This window comes from Pokkaliibacter sp. MBI-7 (assembly GCF_029846635.1).
Classification (GTDB): Bacteria; Pseudomonadota; Gammaproteobacteria; order Pseudomonadales; family Balneatricaceae; genus Pokkaliibacter.
Map to the genome: position 1 here is coordinate 4,021,928 of NZ_JARVTG010000001.1, position 19,559 is coordinate 4,041,486.

Sequence of the window (19,559 nt, forward strand, 5' to 3'; positions counted from 1 at the left end):
ATTAAAGCAAGAAAACGCTTTACTTAATCGTGGGTGCTGGTTCTATTAAATAAACAATTTGCTTTATTTAATTGGAAGGTTTCCGCTGTCGGGCCAGAATGGCCCAGACAATGAGCGGGTAACCATGATCTGTCAGTACTGGATGAAGGAGCCCATCCATGCCAGCACCACAATCAGCGTCATCGCCTGCCAATGAGCTTGTACGCGGGTATCGGCGCCTGTTGATCTCGCCCACCATGGCCGTGTTGTTTGTCACGGTATTTTTATCTGTGGCGGGTTTCAGCCTGCCTTCCCCGGTGTTTGCCCCGTTGTTGCTGGAGCCGCAATCCGGCTTCTTTGACCTGTCCGTGACGGATGTGGAAAGGAAAATCTGGCTCGGGGTGCTGATCGGTATCTATCCGCTGTTGCAGTTATTTGGCGCACCCTGGTTAGGGCGCCTTTCGGACGTCTACGGGCGCAAGCGCATGTTGCTGCTGTCACTGACGGGCGTTGCCGCCGGTTATGGCGTGATGGCGCTGGGTATGGCGCAGCATTCGCTGGCTGTCATGCTGCTGGGACGGATGGTGGAGGGCTGGTTCTGCGGCAATATCGCCATTGCACAGGCGATGGCGGCGGATATCAGCAGCCATGAGGAAAGGCCGCGTCATTTTGCTCTGCTCAGTATTGCCATGAATCTGGGCTGGGTCGTCGGCCCCATCATCGGCGGTTATGTAGCTAGCTGGACCGGTGATTTCAGTATGGTGGGCTGGCTTGCCGCCGGGCTGGTATTACTGAATGCGCTCTTTGCGCAGCTGACATTACAGCAAGGTCCGCGCGATATTGCTGCCTGTGTCACCGGGCATACACCGCCAGCGATTCAGCACAGCAACTGGCAACTGCTGATCGCCGCGCATCTGCGCCCGCTGTTTATCCTCACGGTACTGAGCTATGTCACCGTGCAGCTGTATTTCACCTACTTCAACATGTGGCTGGTTGACCGCTTCACCTATTCACCGGTGGAGCTTGCTCACTGTGCGGTACTGGTCAGCCTGCCAATGATGTTCGGCTCCTGGCTTGGCAGCCGTATGGCGAGTCGCTTTGACAACACCACACTGGGCATTGTCGGGCACGGGGTGATGGCGGTGGGCGTACTGCTGTTTATCTTCCCTGAACACCTGTGGGGTCTGGCCTTGACCTTTCTGCCCGCTGGCATCGGCATGACGATCGGCGAGCTGGCCACTTCGGTGGCAGTATCCAAAGCCGCTTCAGCACAGCAGCAGGGGCAGGCCATGGGGCTGTACCGCAGCCTGACAGTGGCCTGTGAAATTCTCGCTGTTGTGCTGGGCAGTGCGCTGGTGCTGTTCGACGTAGGTTTTACCTTTATTGCCGCCGCCATCAGCAGTGTGCTGTGCGCTCTGGGATTTCTGCGACTGCGGCGACAACAGGCTCAGCCGCAGGTCAGTGAACTACTGCTGCGTCGGCATATCCCCAGAGTGTTGTGGAAGGATGTAGGGCTGGAGCGTAAGGGGGAGTAATTCTATAAAACGCGAAGAGAGGGAAGAGAAGAAATCAGGCAGAGAAGCGTACCGATATGTACCTCTCTGCCTTTTGTCATCATTGCCAGTCAGATGAGACGACTGCCCGCGACTTTTTTGAGTTGTTTGGCAAAGGCTTTGTTGTCACCTTCGACGTGGATCAGGATGGCCTCGCCGGGAAAGTCCATGACTTGCAGATGCTGTAGTACCGACAGTGCCAGCTTCTTATCGTAGAGGCCAAACTTGGTAGCAACCTTGTATCCCAGTACGAAGCAAGGGCGCTCAGGGAAGAAGTACACCTTTTTACGGACCAGAAAGGCGTCGGTCAGACCTTCAATTTCACGCAGTCGTTGCTGAAGGTCGGCAATGCTGGCCTCCCCCAGTTCATGGGGCAGGAAGGTGCTGCTGACATGCAGCTGATTTCGCTCCTTGTGGGCGAAATACTCATCATGCTCACGCTGTCTGACCTTGTCATACAGATCGGCAGCAACCTCATGCTGGCCCAGTTGCCAGAAGTACTGCGCCAATTGTCGGTAGCCACCGATCATGTACTCCGGATCCTTGTCGATGACCTCATGCATCAGTTGAACACCCTGTTCCTCGGTAGTGCGCAACAGCCATTGAGCAAGGGCGAAAGCGACTTGCTGGTCATCAGGCAACTGCTCATTCAGGGTACGCAGTTGTGCAATCGCACTTGCCATATCGCTCTCATAATGAGCAGTCAGCTGGGCGCGATCATAAAGTTCCTGAGGGCTCAGCACCTCGCCATCACTCATACGCTGATTCAGTGTGGCCAGCTGTTGCCTGGCCTCCTGGACTGTCTCAAAGCGTTCTTTCCAATGCGCTGCTACATCGGTGCTCCATTGCTGGTCAAAGTGATCCAGTAACGGCTGTTTCATTGCCCCAAGCAGCTCGAGGGCACTGTTTCCGGATGCTGGCGGGCTCCACTGGGCTGTCGCCTGAAATGCCTGAAGTCGGTCCTGCAGACTGGGATGGGTATCGTCGAACGTGGTTTGCTGGCGCAAATTGTCCGCAATCCAACCTTCATAGTCTGATGTCAGCTGCTGTCTGATGCTCAAGCCAAACTCGCTGAAAGGCTGTGCGGCAGGATAGGCCGTATGCTCAGCCTGTCGGTGGATGTCTGGCCAGAATCGTTCACGCATATAACTATTGGCGACTTGTACACCTGTCAGCGCCTGAGCCATGGTGGCAGGTGAGGTTAGTCGGGCGGCAACCGCATCAGCTTCGTACTCATTGGCCCGAGCCAGCGGAAAGGAGTAGGCGTTGAAGCGGGGGATAAACCAGGACAGGAAAGGCTTGAACAAGTAGGTTACCCAGCCTTCCACATCTTCCAGCTGGTTTAGCAGCTGACTCCAACGCAACCGTAACCGATAAAGCCAATTGCCCAGACGGCCGTGGCCACCTGATAAATGGCCATATTCGTGGGCCAGAACCGCCTTGAATTGTTCCGGCGTGAGGGCATGCATCAGTGGCAGCCCAAGAATCAGGTAATTGCGATACCAGCCAAAAATGCCCAGACGGGGAGATTGCGCAACGGCTGCATTCAGGTCATCAGTGACCAGCACGTGGTCAAAGCGAGGTGCTCGCAGCGCGATGCGAATGCTGTCAATCATTGCGAACAGCTCTGGTGCATCTGCCGCACTGATTTCCATTCCCTGAGGGCGAGGTACCTTGATATACATGGCCTTCAGCGTCAGCCATAACAGTGGCACGACAATAATCAGCAGCTTCACTCCGATCAGGTGCAGTTTGGCAACTGACAGGGCCACAGCCAGAGTCATTACCAGCAGGAACGCTAAAATGGCCAGCAAGTAGGCATTGCCTGCCAGTGCCAGCAAAAATACACGTAGTTTGTAGCTTGATGGGTTGGCTTGAGCCTGCTTTTCCAGCGCGGTAACACGTCGCTCAAATTCATCTTGAGTCATTGCAGCTTCCATGTGTCAAAAGAGAGCGGTTCTTAGCTCGGTAGCGCGAGTATAAATAGTGTCAAAATGTAAGTCTTTTGTAATTTGTGGAAATGTTTTGAATTTTCTTGTTGCTCTGAGCCGCCCAGAATATTGCAGCTCAGCATGCAGGGGCGTAATCGCTGACACACACCCGTTACCACGATCTGCTAGATTGGCCATAGACGTTGCTGATAACGGTGAGCGTTGGAGTGGGGAAACTACGGAGGTGTCTCAATGAGACTTGAATTGCGCAGCGCTAAACGGATACCTGTTGTCTCAGGATTGGCCAGTGGCTTTTCACTCTGCCTGATATTGATGGTCACCCCCTCTGCACAGGCGGCCAGTATTACCTCCATCACGCCGTTGGGGCAGGCCCATGTGCCTTATCTGACACAATTTCAGGGCACCACCATCGGAGGGCTGTCCGGCCTGAGCTGGTCTGCCGAGCAGCAGCATTTTGTTGCTATCAGTGATGACCGCAGTGAGCGCCAGCCAGCGCGCTTCTATACCTTCACGGTGCAGCTGTTCAATGGCAGGCTGACGGATGACAGTGTGCAGTGGCAGCGCTTTACCACCTTGCTTGATCGTGACGGTAGGCCTTACGCAGAAAATGCGCTGGACCCGGAAGGCATTGCGCTGACCGGTAGTGATCGCGTTTATGTGTCCTCAGAGGGGGATGGCATCCGCCAGATTGCTCCCTTTATTAACGGTTACGACCTGCAGGGGCGCTGGCAACAGTCACTGCCCATGCCCACGATGTTCTGGCCGGCATCGGTGTTTGACCGTCTTAATCAGGGAATTCGTAACAATGACGCCTTTGAAAGCCTGACGGTCACACCTGACCGCACCACACTCTACTCGGCGACAGAAACAGCGCTAAAACAGGACGGGGAGGAGTCTACCCAGGCCCATGGCAGCCCGGCGCGTATTCTGCAATATGCGCTGGCCGATGGCCGTTTGCTACATCAGTTCCGTTACGACATCGATCCGGTGATTCCGCCCACGGGAGCTTCCGCATCCGGTGGCTCCATCGGTCTTGCCGACATGCTGGCACTGGACAATCAGGGTACTTTGCTGGCATTGGAACGCACTTACGTCAAAGGCGCGGGCAACCGGATTCGTCTGTACGAGGTGTCTCTGGCGGGGGCGACCGACATCAATACGCTGAAAAGCATCAGGGGCAACCAGCAAATTGTACCCGCCAGTAAGAGGCTGGTGGCTGATCTGGCAGACGATCTCAACGTGCCGCTGGACAACTTTGAAGGGCTGGCACTGGGCCCGAGGCTGGATGATGGTCAGTACCTGTTGCTGCTGATCTCGGATGATAACTTCTCCGATAAGCAGCGGACTCTGATCGCAGGGTTTGCCGTGACAATTTTGCCGTGACTAAAAAGCCATAGCTGCCGGGCTGCGTGTTGTGTTTGCACCCTGACCGCTTTAGAGATAGTTTTACGCGAAACTAAAAATAAGTTTTAAGTGAAACTAATTGTAGGGAGATCGGTTACATGCAGACCGTGGCTGCTGACCTGGAGCTATTCAGCTATTTCCGCTCATCGACGGCATATCGCCTGCGCATCGCGCTGAATCTGAAAGGCATTGATTACCGCATCACCCCGATCAACCTGCTCAAGGGCGAGCAGCGCAGCGAGGCCTATCTGCAGGTCAATCCACAGGGGCTGGTACCGGCACTGCGGCTGGGGGATGGTCGCATCCTGACCCAGTCCATGGCGATTCTGGAATGGCTGGAGGTGTGCTATCCGCAGAAACCGTTATATCCCGACGATAGCTGGCAGCAGGCACAGGCACGCAGCCTGTGTATGGAGATCAGCTGTGATATCCATCCGCTGAACAACCTGCGCATTCTCAAGTATCTGGTTGGGCCGTTGGGGCGCAGCGATGAAGAAAAAACGGCCTGGTATCACCACTGGCTGCATCAGGGATTCAGGGTGCTGGAAGCCCAGTTATCTGACACGACCTATGCCGGCGGTGAACAGCCCAATATGGTAGACGTCTGCCTTATCCCGCAGCTGTACAACGCTTACCGGTTCGGACTGGACATGGCGTCCTACCCGCGTATGCAGCACATCTATCACCACTGCAATCAGCTGGATGCTTTTATTCAGGCGGCACCGGAGCAGCAGCCTGACGCCGTTTAGTCTTCCCGCTGCTAAAACTGGCAGACACTGCCTGCCAGTCGCACGCGCCCAAATCCGGCATTGGCAGCCTGTGGTGTGATGGCGGCAAGCCGATCCAGCCGAATATCCTGATCTCCCGTAGCGCCGCGCAGGCGCAAGAACTCTTCCTTGTCGGCATTGACGATGGTGGTAATGGCCCTTGCCTCAAAACGGCTGCCATCGGTCAGCTCGACCAGCAGCACGTAGCCGCGCATGCAGGCGATTTCCAGATAGTCGTGCAGATCACAGGAGATAGGCTGGTAGTGTGCTGATGAGTCAGACATGGCGTAGTGCTCACGCAGGGGAAGTCAGGTGTTCGTGCAGGCAAATAGTCTTGCAGACAATGATGACAGATCCATTTCCTGCGTTGGTTGTTCAGCGCTGAGGCCGGTATGGAGGCAAGTCAAAATCATTCCTGCAGGGAATCAGTCCTGTGCCTTCTTTTCGTTTTTGTCCGCCCGGACAAGTTGTTAAGCTTGCCGCCGTTCTGAACCTGGACGGCAATAATGGAACTGGAAATTACCACCCTGATCGTACTCGCGCTGGTTGCTCTGGTAGCTGGCTTTATTGACTCTATGGCTGGTGGCGGCGGGCTGATCACCATTCCGGCATTGCTGGCGGCAGGGGTGCCACCGACCATGGCGCTGGCGACCAACAAACTGCAAAGCAGTTTTGGCTCGTTTGCGGCCACGCTGTACTTCCTCAAACGCGGCATGATTGATCTGGCCTCGATGAAGTGGGCCGTCATCTGTACCTTCGTCGGTAGCGCACTGGGCACATTGCTGGTGCAGCAGATTGATTCCAGCCAGTTGAGCCGGATTCTGCCCTATCTGCTGGTGGGCTTTGCCTGCTATTTCCTGTTTTCCCCTCGTATCAGTGACAGCGACAGCCATCGCCGCCTGAGCCACAACGCCTTTGCACTGCTGGTGGGAACCGGGGTGGGTTTCTACGATGGTTTCTTTGGCCCCGGAACCGGCTCCTTCTTCGCCATGGCCTTTGTGGCACTGGCCGGGCTGGGGATGGCAAAGGCGACGGCCCATACCAAGCTGCTTAACTTCACCTCCAACATGGCCTCACTGCTGTTCTTCATTATCGGTGGCAAGGTGCTGTGGACGGTGGGCCTGACCATGGCGGTCGGGCAGATTCTCGGCGCGCGTCTGGGGTCGCGGATGGTAGTGGCCAAAGGGGTGAAGCTGATTCGCCCGTTGCTGGTGACGGTGTCGCTGGTGATGTGTGCCCGCCTGCTATGGCAGGGACATCCTGAGTGGTTTGCCTGGATTGGTGCCGGTCTGAAAGCAGTACTGCCGGTGTAGAAAACGGGACTGGCTGCGGCGGGGCGTACTTGCTGCAGCCATATGCTCTTCAGTTATACGCTCCGCGGTCAATTCTGGTTGTTATATCCCTTCTTTTAACTGAGACGGTTGGCTGCGGGCAAAATGGGCCTGCAGACAATCGATCAGACGTTGTACCCGCGGGCGCTCATAGACACTGGGTCGAAACAGCAGATTGATGGGGCGCTCAATCGCAATAGGCAGCGCAAATCGCTGGCTGGCCGGGATCTGCATGATGTCGGCCACTCCCAGTGGAATCACCGCAGGCATCAGGCCCAGCCGACCCATATGGGCCACAGCAAAGAACGAGTTCATCTGCATCACCGGGTCCAGCCCTGCTTCCAGCAACAGCGGTTCCAGATGGCGATTGCTGGGAATACTCAGGTCAATGCTCAGACAGGCCAGTCGCTGGCGGTAATCCGGTGGCTGGTGATGCACCAGAATCAGCGGCTCCTGCATCAGAATACGATGGCTCAGCCCCGGTGGAATCTTGATTTGCCCTGCCCCGATACCGACCACGGCATCGCCACTGCGTACCCGTTCAACGATGATGGGGGTGTGATGGCTGGCAAAGCTGAGGTGGGCATCCTGTTGCATATAATCCTGCAGGAAAGGGCCAATATAGGCCGTCAGGATCGTCTCCGATGCGGCAATCTGCAGCGCGGTGGTATCGACGGTGCTGAGCTGATCAAACAGCAATCCTTTCAGCTCGCCCAGTGTTGGCGCCACGGTGAGCAGCAGGGCACGGGCATCCGCCGTCAGGCGTACCTGCCGGCCATCCGGCTCAATCAGCTTCTTGCCGAGACGATGTTCCAGGTTGGCGATTCGCTTGCTGACCGCTGACTGCGTGATAAACAGCCTGGTGGCCGCACGGCTCATGGTGCCCTCGCGTGCCAGCACTTCCAGTGTTTCCAGACCTTCCAGCAGCATGGGCATTACCTATTCCTCAGGGGAATCAGAAGGGTAGTGAGGTCACTGCCTCATGGTCAAGATGGAAACACGATGGATTGATAAGGCTTATCAGGATTTCTCAACCATTTTCCTTTCTGGCTGTTTATACTGCCCCTGCCTCTTTGGTTATAACCTTATGTCCATATAGATCTGGCAGTGATGGCCAGAGTCTTCCGGTAATAGCCCGTTCCCCGTCAGTCGTGCCACTGCATAGGTTAAAAGCATGTCGTTAGCGCGTTACTTTCCCTTTTTGCGCTGGGCCCGGCCCACGCCCAGGGCGATGTTTGCCGATGCCAGAGCGGGCTTCAGTGTCGGGCTGGTGCTGGTGCCGCAGGCGGTGGCCTACGCCACGCTGGCGGGAATGCCACCGGAAACCGGGCTCTATGCGGCCATGATCCCCTCCATCATCGGTGTGCTGTGGGGCTCTTCGTCGTTACTGGCGGCGGGGCCGGTCGCCCTGACCGGGCTGCTGACCTTTGGCTCATTGCAGAATATGGGCACGCCGGGCTCGGCAGAGTGGGTGACGGCAGCCATGTGGCTGGCCATCTATTCCGGTCTGATTCAGTTTGCCCTGGGCGCCTTCAAGCTGGGGGCCATTGCCAACTTTGTCTCCTTCCCGGCGCTGAAAGGGTTTATCAACGCTGCGGCGCTGATCATCATTTCGTCCCAGTTACCGGCATTGTTGGGTATCGAAGGGGGATGGAGCCTGCCTCATGTGCAGCAATGGGTATCCAGCCTGCTGATGCTGGATCTGACGACCATAACGACGCTTGCCATCGGCGCAGGGTCATTTGTCTTTCTGCTGGGTTTCAAGAAATGGTTGCCGCAGCAGCCAGCGGTGCTCTACGTCTGTTTGCTGGGCATTCTGATCAGTTATCTGACCGGCTTTGCTGGCGAGGGGGGCGCTATTGTCGGTGTCTTGCCCAGCGGCCTGCCATCGCTGGTCATGCCGCAGGCGCTGACCTTTGATCAGCATCGCATGTTGCTGCCGGCGGCCCTGATTGTCGCGCTGGTAAGCTTTACCGAAGCCATGTCCAGTGCCCGCACCCTGTCACGCAAGCGCGGGGAGCGCTGGGATGAGAATCAGGAGCTGATCGGCCAGGGGCTGGCCAAGGTGGCCAGTGGTTTCTTTGGTGCCTTTCCTATCAGTGGTTCGTTCTCCCGTTCGGCACTGAATCTGTACGTCGGAGCGACCAGCGGCTGGTCGTCGATTTTTGCCGCTGTCTGTGTGGCGGTCAGCCTGTTGTTTTTCACCGGACCGCTGGCGTTGCTGCCCAAGGCGGTGCTGGCCGCGGTCATCATTGTGCCGGTACTGAACCTGCTGGATTTTGCTGTGTTCCTGAAACTGGGCAAGAGCAGCCCTGAAGATGCGCTGACGGCAGGCGTCACCTTTGTCACCACCCTGATCTCTGTGCCTCATTTACACTGGGGTGTGCTGTCCGGCTTTCTGCTGGCCATGCTTATCTCGGTTTACCGTCGCAGCCGTCCACGCATCATGGAAGTGGGCCTGCATGCGGAAGACCGGGTGTTCAGAGACAGGCAGCGCTGTGATCTGCCCCGGTTGCAGCGGCAGGTGCTGATGGTGCGTATCGATTCGGCGCTGATCTACACCACGGCGCCAGCGCTGGAAAGTTTTGTACTGGATCATCTTGATGCTGAAACCCGGGAGGTGGTGATCCTGTGTGGCGGGATCAACGACATTGATGCCACTGGCATCGAGATGCTGACGGAGCTGTACCATTATCTCGACAAGCGGCAGGTTCGGCTGCGGCTGGCCTCGGTAAAACTGCAGGTCTGGCAGCGACTGGAGCGGGCAGGGTTCACCACGCTGATTGGCAGCAAGCAATGCTTCCTGACCGATGCGGATGTGATCCGCAGTTATGCACCGGCAGTCGCTCAGGCGTCTTAACGCGATATATTTATACGGCGTTAAAACAACAACAGCCTCATTGCGAGGCTGTTGCTGTTTGTGTGGTGAGTGTTACATCACCAGCAGCAGGAGGGCGCCGAACAGGATGCGGTAGATACCAAAGGCCACGAAGGTGAAGTGCGCGAGAAAGCGGATAAACAGCCTCATTGCGATATAGGCGCTGATAAAGGCCACAATAAAACCGACGATCAACGGCATAAAGGACTCGCCGGCAAACTCATGATAGTGCTTGAGCAAATCATAACCACTGGCTGCCAGCATCACCGGCAAGGCCAGCAGGAAAGAAAACTCGGCGCTGGCCTTGCGGCTCAGGCCCACCAGCATGGCCCCAATAATGGTTGACCCCGCACGGCTGGTGCCGGGAATCAGGGCAAACACCTGCGCAATACCTATCCACAGGGCCTGCTTGTAGCTGAGGTTTTCCACATCGGTCACCGTGGCGCGTTCTTCTTTATAGGTAATAAGCAATCCTTGAGGGAGTTCGGCCAGGGTTACTGTGGCACGTTCTTCCTTATAGAAGCGTTCAACGATAAGAAAGACGATACCACCGACGATAAACATGATGGCAACGATCTCGGGCGAGAACAGGGCCTTGATCTGCTTGCTGAACAGGAAACCCACGGCGCCTACGGGAATAAACGCCAGAATCACCTTCTTCCACAGCTCAACGTGTCTGAACGTGAACTTGTCCGCGTAGTTGGCGGTCACGGCCAGAATGGCAGCCAGCTGGATAATGACCTCAAAGGCTTTGTTTTCGGCATTCTGATCCATGCCCAGCCACTGGCTGGCAATAATCAGGTGGCCAGTCGAAGAAATAGGCAGAAATTCAGTGATGCCTTCAACGAGGCCAAGCACCAGAGCTTGCAATATATCCATATCGACGATCCATAGCAGAGTCGCGGAGGGTGTGAGAAAGCGGCTATCTTGGCATAACGAAATGTTTCCGCAAACCAGAGGGTAGGAAGGGATAAAGGAATATCGACCCGTCTGAAAACTTGCTCCATTCTGATGTGTGCTGCATATAACAGCGTCAGGTAAACCTTTTTGGTTCTGCCGTAAGTGGTTGTGTGACGCTGTCATTCACTCCTGAACAGCCCGCCCGCTTTGGCCTCCCGGCCTGTAAGCGCCTTGGCCTCCCGGCTTATAAGCGCTGTAGGAACCTGATATGAAAATACTGATTGGAGAGAATCACAGCTGTTTTGATATCTATACCCTGCAGGGGCTGATGGCGGCTGGTATGTGTATTGTTCGGGCCAGTTCGGGGGTGGGGGTGATGCAGAAACTGCAGCGTGATCGCTTTGATGTGGTGGTGCTGGAGTCGGGGGATCTGGGAGGGATGACCAGCTGCGACGTGTTTCACGGCGTACGCAATGCCGGCATGCAGGTGCCGGTGCTTTTCCTCTACAACGAGGCCCAGCGTCCGCCCCTGCCAGCGCCTGTACCGGGCACCGATCAACTCCGTTGCCCGATTTCCCTGAGTGTGCTGCTGAGCCACCTGCAGGCGCTCGAAGACGGTCTGCCCCCCGTGGCGGCTGATCAGCATTTTCGTCTGGCGGATCTCGATGTCGATCTTGACCACCAGTGTGCCAGCCGTGGCGGTTGCCCTCTCAGCCTGACCGAGCAGGAGTTTCGCTTATTGGCACTGCTGATACGGCATCAGGGCCGCTCGGTGCCGCTGGCGGCCATCGGGCTGGCATTACAGGACACCAGCCCCGACAGTGCGCCAGAACGGCTGGAGCTGGCGATCCGTCAGTTAAGGCAGAAAGTGGATGAAGCACATAAAGTGCACCTCATCCACAGCACGCCTGAGCGAGGGTATGTGCTCGAAGTCTCCTAGCGTGTGAAGACACGCTGGCGCAGCGATTAGGGAGCAGGGGTCTGCCGGGCGGGCTGACCGGGAAGCCGGGTGATTTCGCCTGCGTCCAGCGTTTGCCGGTGGGTCAGTAACGGGAACAGCTTCATCCACAGTGCAACCACTGCCAGGGTGCCGATCCCTCCGACGACGATGGCGGGTACGACGCCCAGCCACGCGGCCGTCACGCCGGATTCAAATTCCCCCAGCTGGTTGGAGGTGCCGATAAAAATGGAGTTGGCTGCACTGACGCGGCCGCGCATTTCGTCTGGGGTTTCCAGCTGTACCAGCGTGGAACGGATGACCACGCTGATCATATCCGACGCCCCCAGCAACCAGAGTGCCAGCAGTGACAGGAACAGGTTGGTCGACAGGCCAAACACAATGGTGGCCAGTCCGAACACCGCCACTGCGGCAAACATGATCTTGCCTACATTGCGTCGTAGTGGGCGGCGGGCCAGATACACGGACATCATCACTGCTCCCAGCGCGGGAGCACAGCGCAGCAGACCGAGCCCCCACGGGCCAGTGTGCAGAATATCTTTGGCAACGATGGGCAGCAGGGCCGTGGCACCGCCGAGCAGTACGGCAAACATGTCCAGCGAGATGGAGCCGAGGATCACCGGATTACGGCGAATAAAGACCATCCCGCCCAGCAGTGATTCCATGCTGACCGGCGCTTTGGCGGGCGTCTTGTACTCATACTGCAGGTTGAGCAGAAACACCGCTGAAATCAGGAAGCACACCACACTGCTGCCATACAGGGCGGTCGGGCCAATCAGGTAGATCAGGCCACCCAGGGCCGGGCCTGCAATCACAGTGGCTTCGCGGGCAGAAGCCATGAGAGCCACCGCACGAGACAGCAGATCAGGCGTGATCAGGTTGGGTAGCAGTGCCTGCGTGGCGGGCATCTCAAAGGCACGGGTCGCTCCCAGTGCTGCGGCACAGGCATAGATCATGCTGGCACTGATGGAGTGGGTGAGATTGCCCAGCACCAGCACCGATACTGTGATGGCCATGACCAGCCGACAGATCAGCACGATGATGCGGCGGTTGTACTGATCAACCATATGGCCAGCCACCAGTGTCAGCGCCAGTTGTGGCAGAAACTGGGCCAGACCGACCAGACCCAGATTCAGGGCGCTGTTGGTGAGGTCGTACATCTGCCAGCCGATGCCCACGGCGAGCATCTGGAAGGCAAAGGAGGATGCGATCTGGCCAATCCAGAAGCGCATGAAAGCTTGGTGTTTCAGCAGGGACGTTTCCACTGTGTTGATCCGGGTGCGGTAGTGCGGAAGGGAAAGGTCCAGTAGTGTACCCGACTTGATTTTTATTTAAACAAACGATTGAACAACGTTGGTCGGCCGGGCCGGAACAATCCGCTGACGGAGTGCCCGGCTCAGCCAGCGATCATTGCTGACCGCTGCACCCGGAGGAAGGGTTACAGGAACATACCGCCTGATGCTTCAATTCTCTGCGCATTGATCCAGCGGTTGTCGTCGGAGAGCAGTGAGGCAATCACGCCGCCAATATCATCGGGCAGGCCAACTCGGCCGAGGGCTGTCTGTGAAGCGACAAAGTTGTTCACCTGCTCGTTATCGCGTACTACACCACCGCCAAAGTCGGTCTCGATGGCACCGGGTGCCACCACGTTGACGGCAATCCCCCGTGCTCCCAGTTCCTTGGCCATGTAGCGGGTCAGCACTTCGATGCCGCCTTTCATCGCCGCATAGGCGGCGTATCCGGGCAGGGCAAAGCGGGCCAGACCGGTAGACAGGTTGACGATACGACCGCCATCTGCCATCAGTGGCAGCAGAGCCTGAGTCAGGAAGAAGGTGCCCTTGAGATGGATATTCATCAGGGTATCGAACTGTTCTTCAGTGGTTTCCATAAAGCTGGCGTGAATGCCGATACCGGCGTTGTTGACCAGAAAATCGAAATGCTCGCGCTGCCAGTGCTGCGCCAGCGTCTGTTTTACCGTTGCGGCAAACGCGGGGAAGCTGCTGGCAACGGCCACATCCAGCTGCAGGGCCACGGCTCGGGCACCGGCTGCCGCGACCGCCGCGACGACTTCTTCTGCTTCAGCCTGCTGGCTGCGATAGGTGAAAATCACATCCACCCCTTTGCGGGCCAGATGCATGACGGTGTTCCTGCCCAGACCACGGCTGCCGCCGGTCACGATTGCGATTTTGTTGCTCATGCTGTGCTCCCTTTTTTACTGGTGAAGAGCTGCTGGTGAAAGGCTGCTGGTGCGCTGGCGCAGTGGAATGCAGCTCAATGCAGATCAGAACGGGCTCGTTGTCTGTGCCTGAGTGCAGGCATGTGTGACGGGAGCCTGATCTGTTGAAAGGCAGTCTATATTTCGTATATGGCCGGATAAATCAGCTATCCGTGTTTATACTGTTCGCGATGTCCGAACAGTGGGTGAGCTGATGAAAGAGCTGGATGCCATGCAAATCTTTATAAGGGTAGCGGAACTGGCCAGTTTTACCGCTGCCGCTGACAGCCTGCGGCTACCCAAGTCCAGCGTTTCCACTGCAATCCAGCAGCTGGAAGAAATGCTCGATACCCGCCTGCTGCACCGGACTACCCGCCGTGTCAGCATGACCCCGGACGGTCAGGTGTTCTATGAACGCAGCAAGGATCTGCTGGCGGATATGGATGACCTGCGCACGCTGTTTCGGCATGAACAGTCACAACTGCAGGGGCGGCTGCGGGTGGATATGCCACTGGCGGTGGCACGTGATGTGGTGTTGCCCAGACTGTCTGAGTTTCTGCAGCAGCATCCGGCTCTGAATATCGAAGTGTGCAGCACCGACCGCCGTGTCGATCTGGTACGCGAAGGCTTTGACTGCGTGTTGCGCGCCGGGCATCTGGGCGACAGCAATCTGATCGCCGTGCCGGTCGGCCAGTACTACAACATCAATTGTGTCAGTGCCGGATACGCAGCTCAGTTCGGCATTCCTCGTACCCTTGATGATCTGGCCGGGCACCGGCTGGTGCATTACGTGGTCGAGCTGGGCGGTCGCCCCGATGACTTTGAATACCATGACCCTGCTCTGCCGCAGCAAACGGGCTATGTCCCAATGGCCGGTGCGGTAACCGTCAATAACTCTGAAGCCTATCTCAGCGCCTGTCTGGCCGGGCTTGGCATCATCCAGACGCCACTGACAGGGGTGAAGTCCTACCTTGCCTCTGGCGCATTGATTGAGGTGCTGCCTGAATTTCGTCTGGCGCCGATGCCGCTCTCTTTCGTCTATGCTAATCGCCGCCATTTGCCACGGCGGGTACGTGTCTTTATGGACTGGGTAAAAGAGATCATGCATGACAAACTGCTGTGACCGCCTGTACTGACCGTGCTAGTCCGGCAGCCGCAGCAGCTGTTCAAAGTCTTCCGCGCCCGGCCCCAGCGGCTGGCCGAAACTGAACTCTACATAGTTACCGTTGGGGTCGCGCAGGCCACAGTAATACCCCACCGGGAATGCCTCTTGACGGGGTGCCCAGACCAGACAACCGGCCGCCTCTGCACGCGCAGCCAGTTTGTCCACCTCGGCGCGGGAGCCGAGGGCAAAGCCAAAATGACGGTAATCATTACCGGCCAGCTGCAAGTCTTCTCCACCGTTCATCAGTACAAAGATAAAATCGCTTTCCCGCCCGGGTTCGGCCATCCAGACAATCTGTTTGGCACCATGGCGCCGCTCGTGAATGGTGTACATGCCACAGTAGTCGGCGTAGAACGACACGCAGGCATCAAGATCGACCACATGCAGCGCAATATGGGTTATCCGCGGGCTGGGCATAGGCACCTCACTGATGGAGCTGGCTGGCAGAACGGTGAACTGTTTATGGCCCCCGCAGGGGGGATTTCAACGCATTAACGCGTTCTCGCTTTGAACAGGCCAAATGCGCTTGACCCTGCTACCCTTGCCGACAGCTATCACGATGGTCTGTAACAGGCCATCGCACATCAGGGAAAAGGAAACTCCATGGCACAGGTAGTTGCAGTCAGCTGTTCAGAACAGCACGTATTTTCCAAACAGCCAGCCCGTCAGATTGAGCTGATCAAGGGCGAAGGGGTAGTGGGAGATGCCCATCGTGGCGTCACCGTGCAGCACCGCTCCCGCGTCGCCAAAGATCCCAGTCAGCCTAATTTGCGCCAGGTTCATCTGATCCAGCAGGAGCTGATCGACGAGCTGCAGGGCAGAGGTTTCGCCGTGGAAGCAGGGACGCTGGGGGAAAATATCACCACTCAGGGCCTTGATCTGCTGGCCCTGCCCACTGGCAGTGTGCTGGCAATCGGGGAAACAGTGCGCATCGAGGTGACGGGATTACGCAACCCCTGTGCTCAGCTTGACCGCTATCAGCAGGGGCTGACCGCCGCGGTACTGGATCGGGATGAGCACGGTCAGCTGATCCGGCGCGCCGGTGTCATGGGCATTGTGCTGCATGGCGGGCCAGTGCAGGCGGGCGACAGCATTGCGATTAGCCTGCCTGCGTTACCCTATTCCCCTCTGGTGCCAGTGTGAGAGTGTTGCGAAGCGAGCATACCCGATGGTGCGGCAAGCAAGAACGCTTGCCCGAACAGGAGTTACACGGATGAAACTGACCAGAAAGTCACTGGATCAGGCTGTTGAACAGCAGATTATCAGCGCTGATCAGGCCGAGCGGTTATGGGGGTTCTGGCGCAGCCAGCATGCCAATACGCCGCAATTCGACTTTACCCATGTGCTGTATTATCTCGGCGGCATGATTGCCATCGGCGCCATGACGCTGTTTATGAACCTCGGCTGGGAGGAATTCGGTGGCTGGGGTGTGTTCTTTATCTCGCTGCTGTATGCCGGAGTGGGCCTGTGGCTTTCCCGCCATTTTGCTGACCGGGGGCTGATGATACCGGCGGGCATTTGCGCCACCTTCGCTGTTGCCCTGACACCGCTGGCCATTTATGGCCTGCAGCAGGCACTGGGAGTCTGGCCTGACGACTCACCTTACCGTAACTACCATCGCTATATCCGCTGGCACTGGCTGTATATGGAGCTGGGCACGCTGGCGGTGGGGTGCATGGTGCTGTGGCGCTACCGTTATCCTTTTCTGGTGATGCCGATTGCGGTCACCCTCTGGTACATGTCCATGGACCTGACCACCATGCTTAACGGTGGCGACTATTCGTGGGAGCTGCGCAAGCTGGTGTCGCTGTATTGTGGCCTGCTGATGATCGGGCTGGCGCTGTGGGTGGATATCCGTTCACGCTTTAGTGCCGATTATGCGTTCTGGATCTACCTGTTTGGTGTGATGGCTTTTTGGGGCGGTATGACGCTGCAGCATTCCGACAGTGAACTGAACAAGTTCATTTACTGCTGCATCAACCTGCTGATGATCGTTGCTGGAGTAATGCTGATGCGGCGGGTATTCGTGGTGTTCGGTGCCATTGGTGCCTGCCTGTACCTTGGCCATCTGGCAGAGGATGTGTTTGAAGACAGCTGGCTGTTCCCCATGGCGCTGACGGCTATCGGTCTGCTGGTGATCTACCTCGGTGTGCTCTGGCAGAAACATGAAGATGCTATTACCCGTCATGCGCGCCAGCTGTTACCCATGGCGTTGCGTGAGCTGCTGGAGCACCGGCAGTGATGACGCCTTCTTCACCGTTACAACGGGGTATTCATCGCTTTATCGGCATCGTGGTGATGGTGCCCAGCACGCTGGTGGCACTTTATCTGTCGATGATGGCGCTGGGGTTTGAGCTGGATGCCTATGAGCATCAGTCTTCACTGTATGCCGCGCTCGCCGTGATAGTGGTCTTTATCACCGGCTGGATGGGGCTGGCGACACTATGGCTGCTGTATTTTGCGGTTAATCACCAGCGGGTGTTGCTGCCACCGTCTCTGGCCAGAGTGGGCACAGGCCTGCTGATATTCAGCTGTATCGCCCTGATGCTGCTTTCAGGGGGGAATCTGCGTGTGCGGATTCTGCTCCACGGCTGGCCACTCTGGGCCGTGGCCTACTTCTATCTTGCCCATCGAGAGCTGCTGGCCAGCAAACTATAGCGAGCTGCCATAGCAGGGAAGACTGTAGGAAAACTGGTATCAAAGTGTCACAGGTCAGTCATCCGTCCTTCGTACGCTCAAGTCTCCACATGACCGGGTACAGAGGACGGAGAGTCAGATGGCACATATGGATCACACCTCGGGCGTAATGCCATCAGCAGGTATCGGTGGAATCTCCAGAATCAGCTGGTTCTTTGCCGCGCTGTTTCTGATCACCACCCTGTATTTTCTCAACTGGGGTCTGGACTACACCCAGCACAACACGCCGGTGATTTTTGTACTGGCCTGTCTGTTCGGGCTGTTCATGGCGTTCAATATTGGTGGCAATGATGTCGCCAACTCCTTCGGTACCAGCGTCGGCGCCGGTACCCTCAGCATCAAACAGGCACTGGTGATTGCGGCCATCTTTGAGGTCAGCGGTGCGATGATTGCTGGGGGTGAAGTCACCAAGACCATTCGTGATGGCATCGTCGATCTGTCGCGGATGACCATCGCGCCGATGCAGTTTGTCTACATCATGATGTCGGCCCTGCTGGCCGCTGCACTGTGGCTGCTGTTTGCCACCAAAAAGGGCTACCCGGTTTCCACGACCCATTCCATCGTCGGCGGTATCGTCGGCAGCTCCATTACGCTGGGGATTCTGCTGAGCGGCACTGACTCGGCGCTGGCCCTGGTGCAGTGGGGCAAGATTGGCACAATCGCTCTGTCATGGGTGATATCGCCGGTGCTGGGCGGCGCAGTGGCCTATGCGCTGTTCTTCCTGATCAAAAAGCACATTCTCAACTACAACGACGATGCTGACCGGCAGCTGAAAAATATCAAACTGCAGAAGAAAGAGCTGAAGAAGGAGCACAAGAAAGCCTTCGAGCGCATGAGCGAGATTCAGCAGATTGCCTACACCTCTGCCATGGCGCGGGATGCCCATGCGCGGGAAGACGATGACTTCGACCCGGCCGAGTTTGAGACGGATTACTACCGCAAGCAGCATGAGCTGGAAAGTCAGAAAGGCGATGTGCGCGCCAATCAGGCGCTGGAAATGTACGTCCCTGCGGTAGCCGCGCTGGGGGCGATGATCATTTCTGCCATGCTGATCTTCAAAGGCCTGAAGAACATGCATCTGGGCCTGTCGACCATCGACAACGTGCTGATCATGCTGATGGTGGCGGCCGCCGTGTGGATGGTGGTGTATATCTTCACCCGCACACTCAAGGGCAAGTCGCTGGATACCTCAACCTTCCTGCTGTTCAGCTGGATGCAGGTGTTTACCGCTTCGGGCTTTGCCTTCAGCCACGGCGCCAATGATATTGCCAATGCCATCGGCCCCTTTGCCGCCATCATGGATGTGCTGCGTACCGGCGAAGTCGGCTCACAGGCAGCGGTCCCTCCTGCGGCGATGCTGACGTTCGGTGTCGCACTGATCGTCGGGTTGTGGTTTATCGGCAAGGAAGTGATCGCCACCGTTGGTCATAACCTGACCAAGATGCACCCTGCATCAGGCTTCTCGGCGGAGCTGGGGGCGGCCATTGTTGTGCTGCTGGCGTCTACCTTCGGCATTCCAGTATCCAGCACCCATATCCTGATCGGTGCCGTACTGGGTATTGGTCTGGTCAATCACCAGACCAACTGGGGGTTGATGAAACCTATCGCGCTGGCCTGGATCATCACCCTGCCTGCAGCGGCGCTGCTCAGTGCGCTGATTTTCCTGGGACTGCAGGCGGCGTTCTGACTTTACCCTGAGAAAGCAAAGGGCCGAACAGTTCGGCCCTTTGTGTTTTTAGTTACGCTAAGCCCAGGCGGCT

Annotated in this window: 18 protein-coding genes; 11 read left to right on the forward strand and 7 right to left on the reverse strand. The window is 57.0% G+C overall.

The features are described from left to right. Nucleotides 1–158 precede the first annotated feature (158 nt). Complete coding sequence (locus QCD60_RS17680; protein WP_279787573.1) at nucleotides 159–1,514, forward strand: MFS transporter; 1,356 nt, start codon at nucleotides 159–161, stop codon at nucleotides 1,512–1,514. Nucleotides 1,515–1,603: 89 nt separating this feature from the next. Here QCD60_RS17680 and QCD60_RS17685 read toward each other — a convergent pair whose 3' ends face one another. Then, nucleotides 1,604–3,460 carry a M48 family metallopeptidase gene (locus QCD60_RS17685; RefSeq protein ID WP_279787575.1) on the reverse strand — a complete coding sequence of 619 codons (1,857 nt, stop codon included), beginning with the start codon at nucleotides 3,458–3,460 and terminating at the stop codon, nucleotides 1,604–1,606. A gap of 255 nt (nucleotides 3,461–3,715) precedes the next feature. Between QCD60_RS17685 and QCD60_RS17690 the strand changes: the two genes are divergently transcribed. After that, nucleotides 3,716–4,867 carry an esterase-like activity of phytase family protein gene (locus tag QCD60_RS17690; RefSeq protein ID WP_279787577.1) on the forward strand — a complete coding sequence of 384 codons (1,152 nt, stop codon included), beginning with the start codon at nucleotides 3,716–3,718 and terminating at the stop codon, nucleotides 4,865–4,867. Between the two features lie 119 nt (nucleotides 4,868–4,986). After that, nucleotides 4,987–5,637: a maleylacetoacetate isomerase gene (gene maiA / locus QCD60_RS17695; protein WP_279787578.1), complete on the forward strand. Its 651-nt coding sequence runs from the start codon at nucleotides 4,987–4,989 to the stop codon at nucleotides 5,635–5,637. Nucleotides 5,638–5,648: 11 nt separating this feature from the next. Here maiA and QCD60_RS17700 read toward each other — a convergent pair whose 3' ends face one another. Continuing rightward, the gene (locus QCD60_RS17700; protein WP_279787579.1) at nucleotides 5,649–5,939 is read right to left on the reverse strand and encodes a Rho-binding antiterminator; all 291 of its coding nucleotides are present in this window, start codon (nucleotides 5,937–5,939) and stop codon (nucleotides 5,649–5,651) included. A 222-nt stretch (nucleotides 5,940–6,161) separates the two neighbouring features. Between QCD60_RS17700 and QCD60_RS17705 the strand changes: the two genes are divergently transcribed. Further along, nucleotides 6,162–6,968, forward strand: a complete 807-nt coding sequence (locus QCD60_RS17705) for a TSUP family transporter (RefSeq protein ID WP_279787580.1) — start codon at nucleotides 6,162–6,164, stop codon at nucleotides 6,966–6,968. 81 nt (nucleotides 6,969–7,049) lie between these two features. Here QCD60_RS17705 and QCD60_RS17710 read toward each other — a convergent pair whose 3' ends face one another. After that, the gene (locus QCD60_RS17710; RefSeq protein ID WP_279787581.1) at nucleotides 7,050–7,922 is read right to left on the reverse strand and encodes a LysR family transcriptional regulator; all 873 of its coding nucleotides are present in this window, start codon (nucleotides 7,920–7,922) and stop codon (nucleotides 7,050–7,052) included. A 238-nt stretch (nucleotides 7,923–8,160) separates the two neighbouring features. On the opposite strand from QCD60_RS17710, the gene QCD60_RS17715 reads away from it, so the two are divergent. Further along, on the forward strand, nucleotides 8,161–9,846 hold the full coding sequence (locus QCD60_RS17715) for a SulP family inorganic anion transporter (RefSeq protein WP_279787582.1): 1,686 nt from the start codon (nucleotides 8,161–8,163) through the stop codon (nucleotides 9,844–9,846). A gap of 72 nt (nucleotides 9,847–9,918) precedes the next feature. On the opposite strand, the gene QCD60_RS17720 is transcribed toward QCD60_RS17715, so the two are convergent. After that, complete coding sequence (locus QCD60_RS17720) at nucleotides 9,919–10,743, reverse strand: undecaprenyl-diphosphate phosphatase (RefSeq protein ID WP_279787583.1); 825 nt, start codon at nucleotides 10,741–10,743, stop codon at nucleotides 9,919–9,921. A 289-nt stretch (nucleotides 10,744–11,032) separates the two neighbouring features. Between QCD60_RS17720 and QCD60_RS17725 the strand changes: the two genes are divergently transcribed. Further along, nucleotides 11,033–11,704 carry a winged helix-turn-helix domain-containing protein gene (locus tag QCD60_RS17725; RefSeq protein WP_279787584.1) on the forward strand — a complete coding sequence of 224 codons (672 nt, stop codon included), beginning with the start codon at nucleotides 11,033–11,035 and terminating at the stop codon, nucleotides 11,702–11,704. Nucleotides 11,705–11,730: 26 nt separating this feature from the next. On the opposite strand, the gene QCD60_RS17730 is transcribed toward QCD60_RS17725, so the two are convergent. After that, entirely contained in the window at nucleotides 11,731–12,987 is a 1,257-nt protein-coding gene (locus QCD60_RS17730) for an MFS transporter (RefSeq protein ID WP_279787585.1), read from the reverse strand. Between the two features lie 173 nt (nucleotides 12,988–13,160). Next, a complete protein-coding gene (locus QCD60_RS17735) occupies nucleotides 13,161–13,919 on the reverse strand; it encodes an SDR family oxidoreductase (protein ID WP_104156726.1) in 759 nt (252 codons plus the stop codon). 232 nt (nucleotides 13,920–14,151) lie between these two features. Here QCD60_RS17735 and QCD60_RS17740 point away from each other — a divergent pair, with 232 nt between their 5' ends. Beyond that, nucleotides 14,152–15,060, forward strand: coding sequence for a LysR family transcriptional regulator (locus tag QCD60_RS17740; RefSeq protein ID WP_279787586.1), 909 nt, complete (start codon nucleotides 14,152–14,154; stop codon nucleotides 15,058–15,060). Between the two features lie 18 nt (nucleotides 15,061–15,078). On the opposite strand, the gene QCD60_RS17745 is transcribed toward QCD60_RS17740, so the two are convergent. Continuing rightward, nucleotides 15,079–15,519 (reverse strand): VOC family protein, encoded by a 441-nt coding sequence (locus QCD60_RS17745; RefSeq protein ID WP_279787587.1) that lies wholly within the window; start codon nucleotides 15,517–15,519, stop codon nucleotides 15,079–15,081. A 186-nt stretch (nucleotides 15,520–15,705) separates the two neighbouring features. Here QCD60_RS17745 and QCD60_RS17750 point away from each other — a divergent pair, with 186 nt between their 5' ends. The 4 genes from QCD60_RS17750 (at nucleotide 15,706) to QCD60_RS17765 (ending at nucleotide 19,486) form a co-directional block, all read left to right on the forward strand. Continuing rightward, complete coding sequence (locus tag QCD60_RS17750) at nucleotides 15,706–16,245, forward strand: MOSC domain-containing protein (protein ID WP_279787588.1); 540 nt, start codon at nucleotides 15,706–15,708, stop codon at nucleotides 16,243–16,245. Nucleotides 16,246–16,315: 70 nt separating this feature from the next. Beyond that, entirely contained in the window at nucleotides 16,316–17,344 is a 1,029-nt protein-coding gene (locus QCD60_RS17755) for a DUF2157 domain-containing protein (protein WP_279787589.1), read from the forward strand. Continuing rightward, nucleotides 17,344–17,760, forward strand: coding sequence for a hypothetical protein (locus tag QCD60_RS17760; RefSeq protein WP_279787590.1), 417 nt, complete (start codon nucleotides 17,344–17,346; stop codon nucleotides 17,758–17,760). Before QCD60_RS17755 ends, QCD60_RS17760 begins: the two co-directional genes overlap by 1 nt. Nucleotides 17,761–17,878: 118 nt before the next feature. After that, the gene (locus QCD60_RS17765) at nucleotides 17,879–19,486 is read left to right on the forward strand and encodes an inorganic phosphate transporter (RefSeq protein ID WP_279787591.1); all 1,608 of its coding nucleotides are present in this window, start codon (nucleotides 17,879–17,881) and stop codon (nucleotides 19,484–19,486) included. Nucleotides 19,487–19,559: the final 73 nt, after the last annotated feature.

What these genes read in the sequence shown, in the direction of transcription:
- QCD60_RS17680 (WP_279787573.1), top strand. Translation starts at nt 159, where the DNA reads ATGCCAGCACCACAATCAGCGTCATCGCCTGCCAATGAGCTTGTACGC.
- QCD60_RS17685 (WP_279787575.1), bottom strand. Translation starts at nt 3,460, where the DNA reads ATGACTCAAGATGAATTTGAGCGACGTGTTACCGCGCTGGAAAAGCAG.
- QCD60_RS17690 (WP_279787577.1), top strand. Translation starts at nt 3,716, where the DNA reads ATGAGACTTGAATTGCGCAGCGCTAAACGGATACCTGTTGTCTCAGGA.
- maiA (WP_279787578.1), top strand. Translation starts at nt 4,987, where the DNA reads ATGCAGACCGTGGCTGCTGACCTGGAGCTATTCAGCTATTTCCGCTCA.
- QCD60_RS17700 (WP_279787579.1), bottom strand. Translation starts at nt 5,939, where the DNA reads ATGTCTGACTCATCAGCACACTACCAGCCTATCTCCTGTGATCTGCAC.
- QCD60_RS17705 (WP_279787580.1), top strand. Translation starts at nt 6,162, where the DNA reads ATGGAACTGGAAATTACCACCCTGATCGTACTCGCGCTGGTTGCTCTG.
- QCD60_RS17710 (WP_279787581.1), bottom strand. Translation starts at nt 7,922, where the DNA reads ATGCCCATGCTGCTGGAAGGTCTGGAAACACTGGAAGTGCTGGCACGC.
- QCD60_RS17715 (WP_279787582.1), top strand. Translation starts at nt 8,161, where the DNA reads ATGTCGTTAGCGCGTTACTTTCCCTTTTTGCGCTGGGCCCGGCCCACG.
- QCD60_RS17720 (WP_279787583.1), bottom strand. Translation starts at nt 10,743, where the DNA reads ATGGATATATTGCAAGCTCTGGTGCTTGGCCTCGTTGAAGGCATCACT.
- QCD60_RS17725 (WP_279787584.1), top strand. Translation starts at nt 11,033, where the DNA reads ATGAAAATACTGATTGGAGAGAATCACAGCTGTTTTGATATCTATACC.
- QCD60_RS17735 (WP_104156726.1), bottom strand. Translation starts at nt 13,919, where the DNA reads ATGAGCAACAAAATCGCAATCGTGACCGGCGGCAGCCGTGGTCTGGGC.
- QCD60_RS17740 (WP_279787586.1), top strand. Translation starts at nt 14,152, where the DNA reads ATGAAAGAGCTGGATGCCATGCAAATCTTTATAAGGGTAGCGGAACTG.
- QCD60_RS17745 (WP_279787587.1), bottom strand. Translation starts at nt 15,519, where the DNA reads ATGCCCAGCCCGCGGATAACCCATATTGCGCTGCATGTGGTCGATCTT.
- QCD60_RS17750 (WP_279787588.1), top strand. Translation starts at nt 15,706, where the DNA reads ATGGCACAGGTAGTTGCAGTCAGCTGTTCAGAACAGCACGTATTTTCC.
- QCD60_RS17755 (WP_279787589.1), top strand. Translation starts at nt 16,316, where the DNA reads ATGAAACTGACCAGAAAGTCACTGGATCAGGCTGTTGAACAGCAGATT.
- QCD60_RS17760 (WP_279787590.1), top strand. Translation starts at nt 17,344, where the DNA reads ATGACGCCTTCTTCACCGTTACAACGGGGTATTCATCGCTTTATCGGC.
- QCD60_RS17765 (WP_279787591.1), top strand. Translation starts at nt 17,879, where the DNA reads ATGGCACATATGGATCACACCTCGGGCGTAATGCCATCAGCAGGTATC.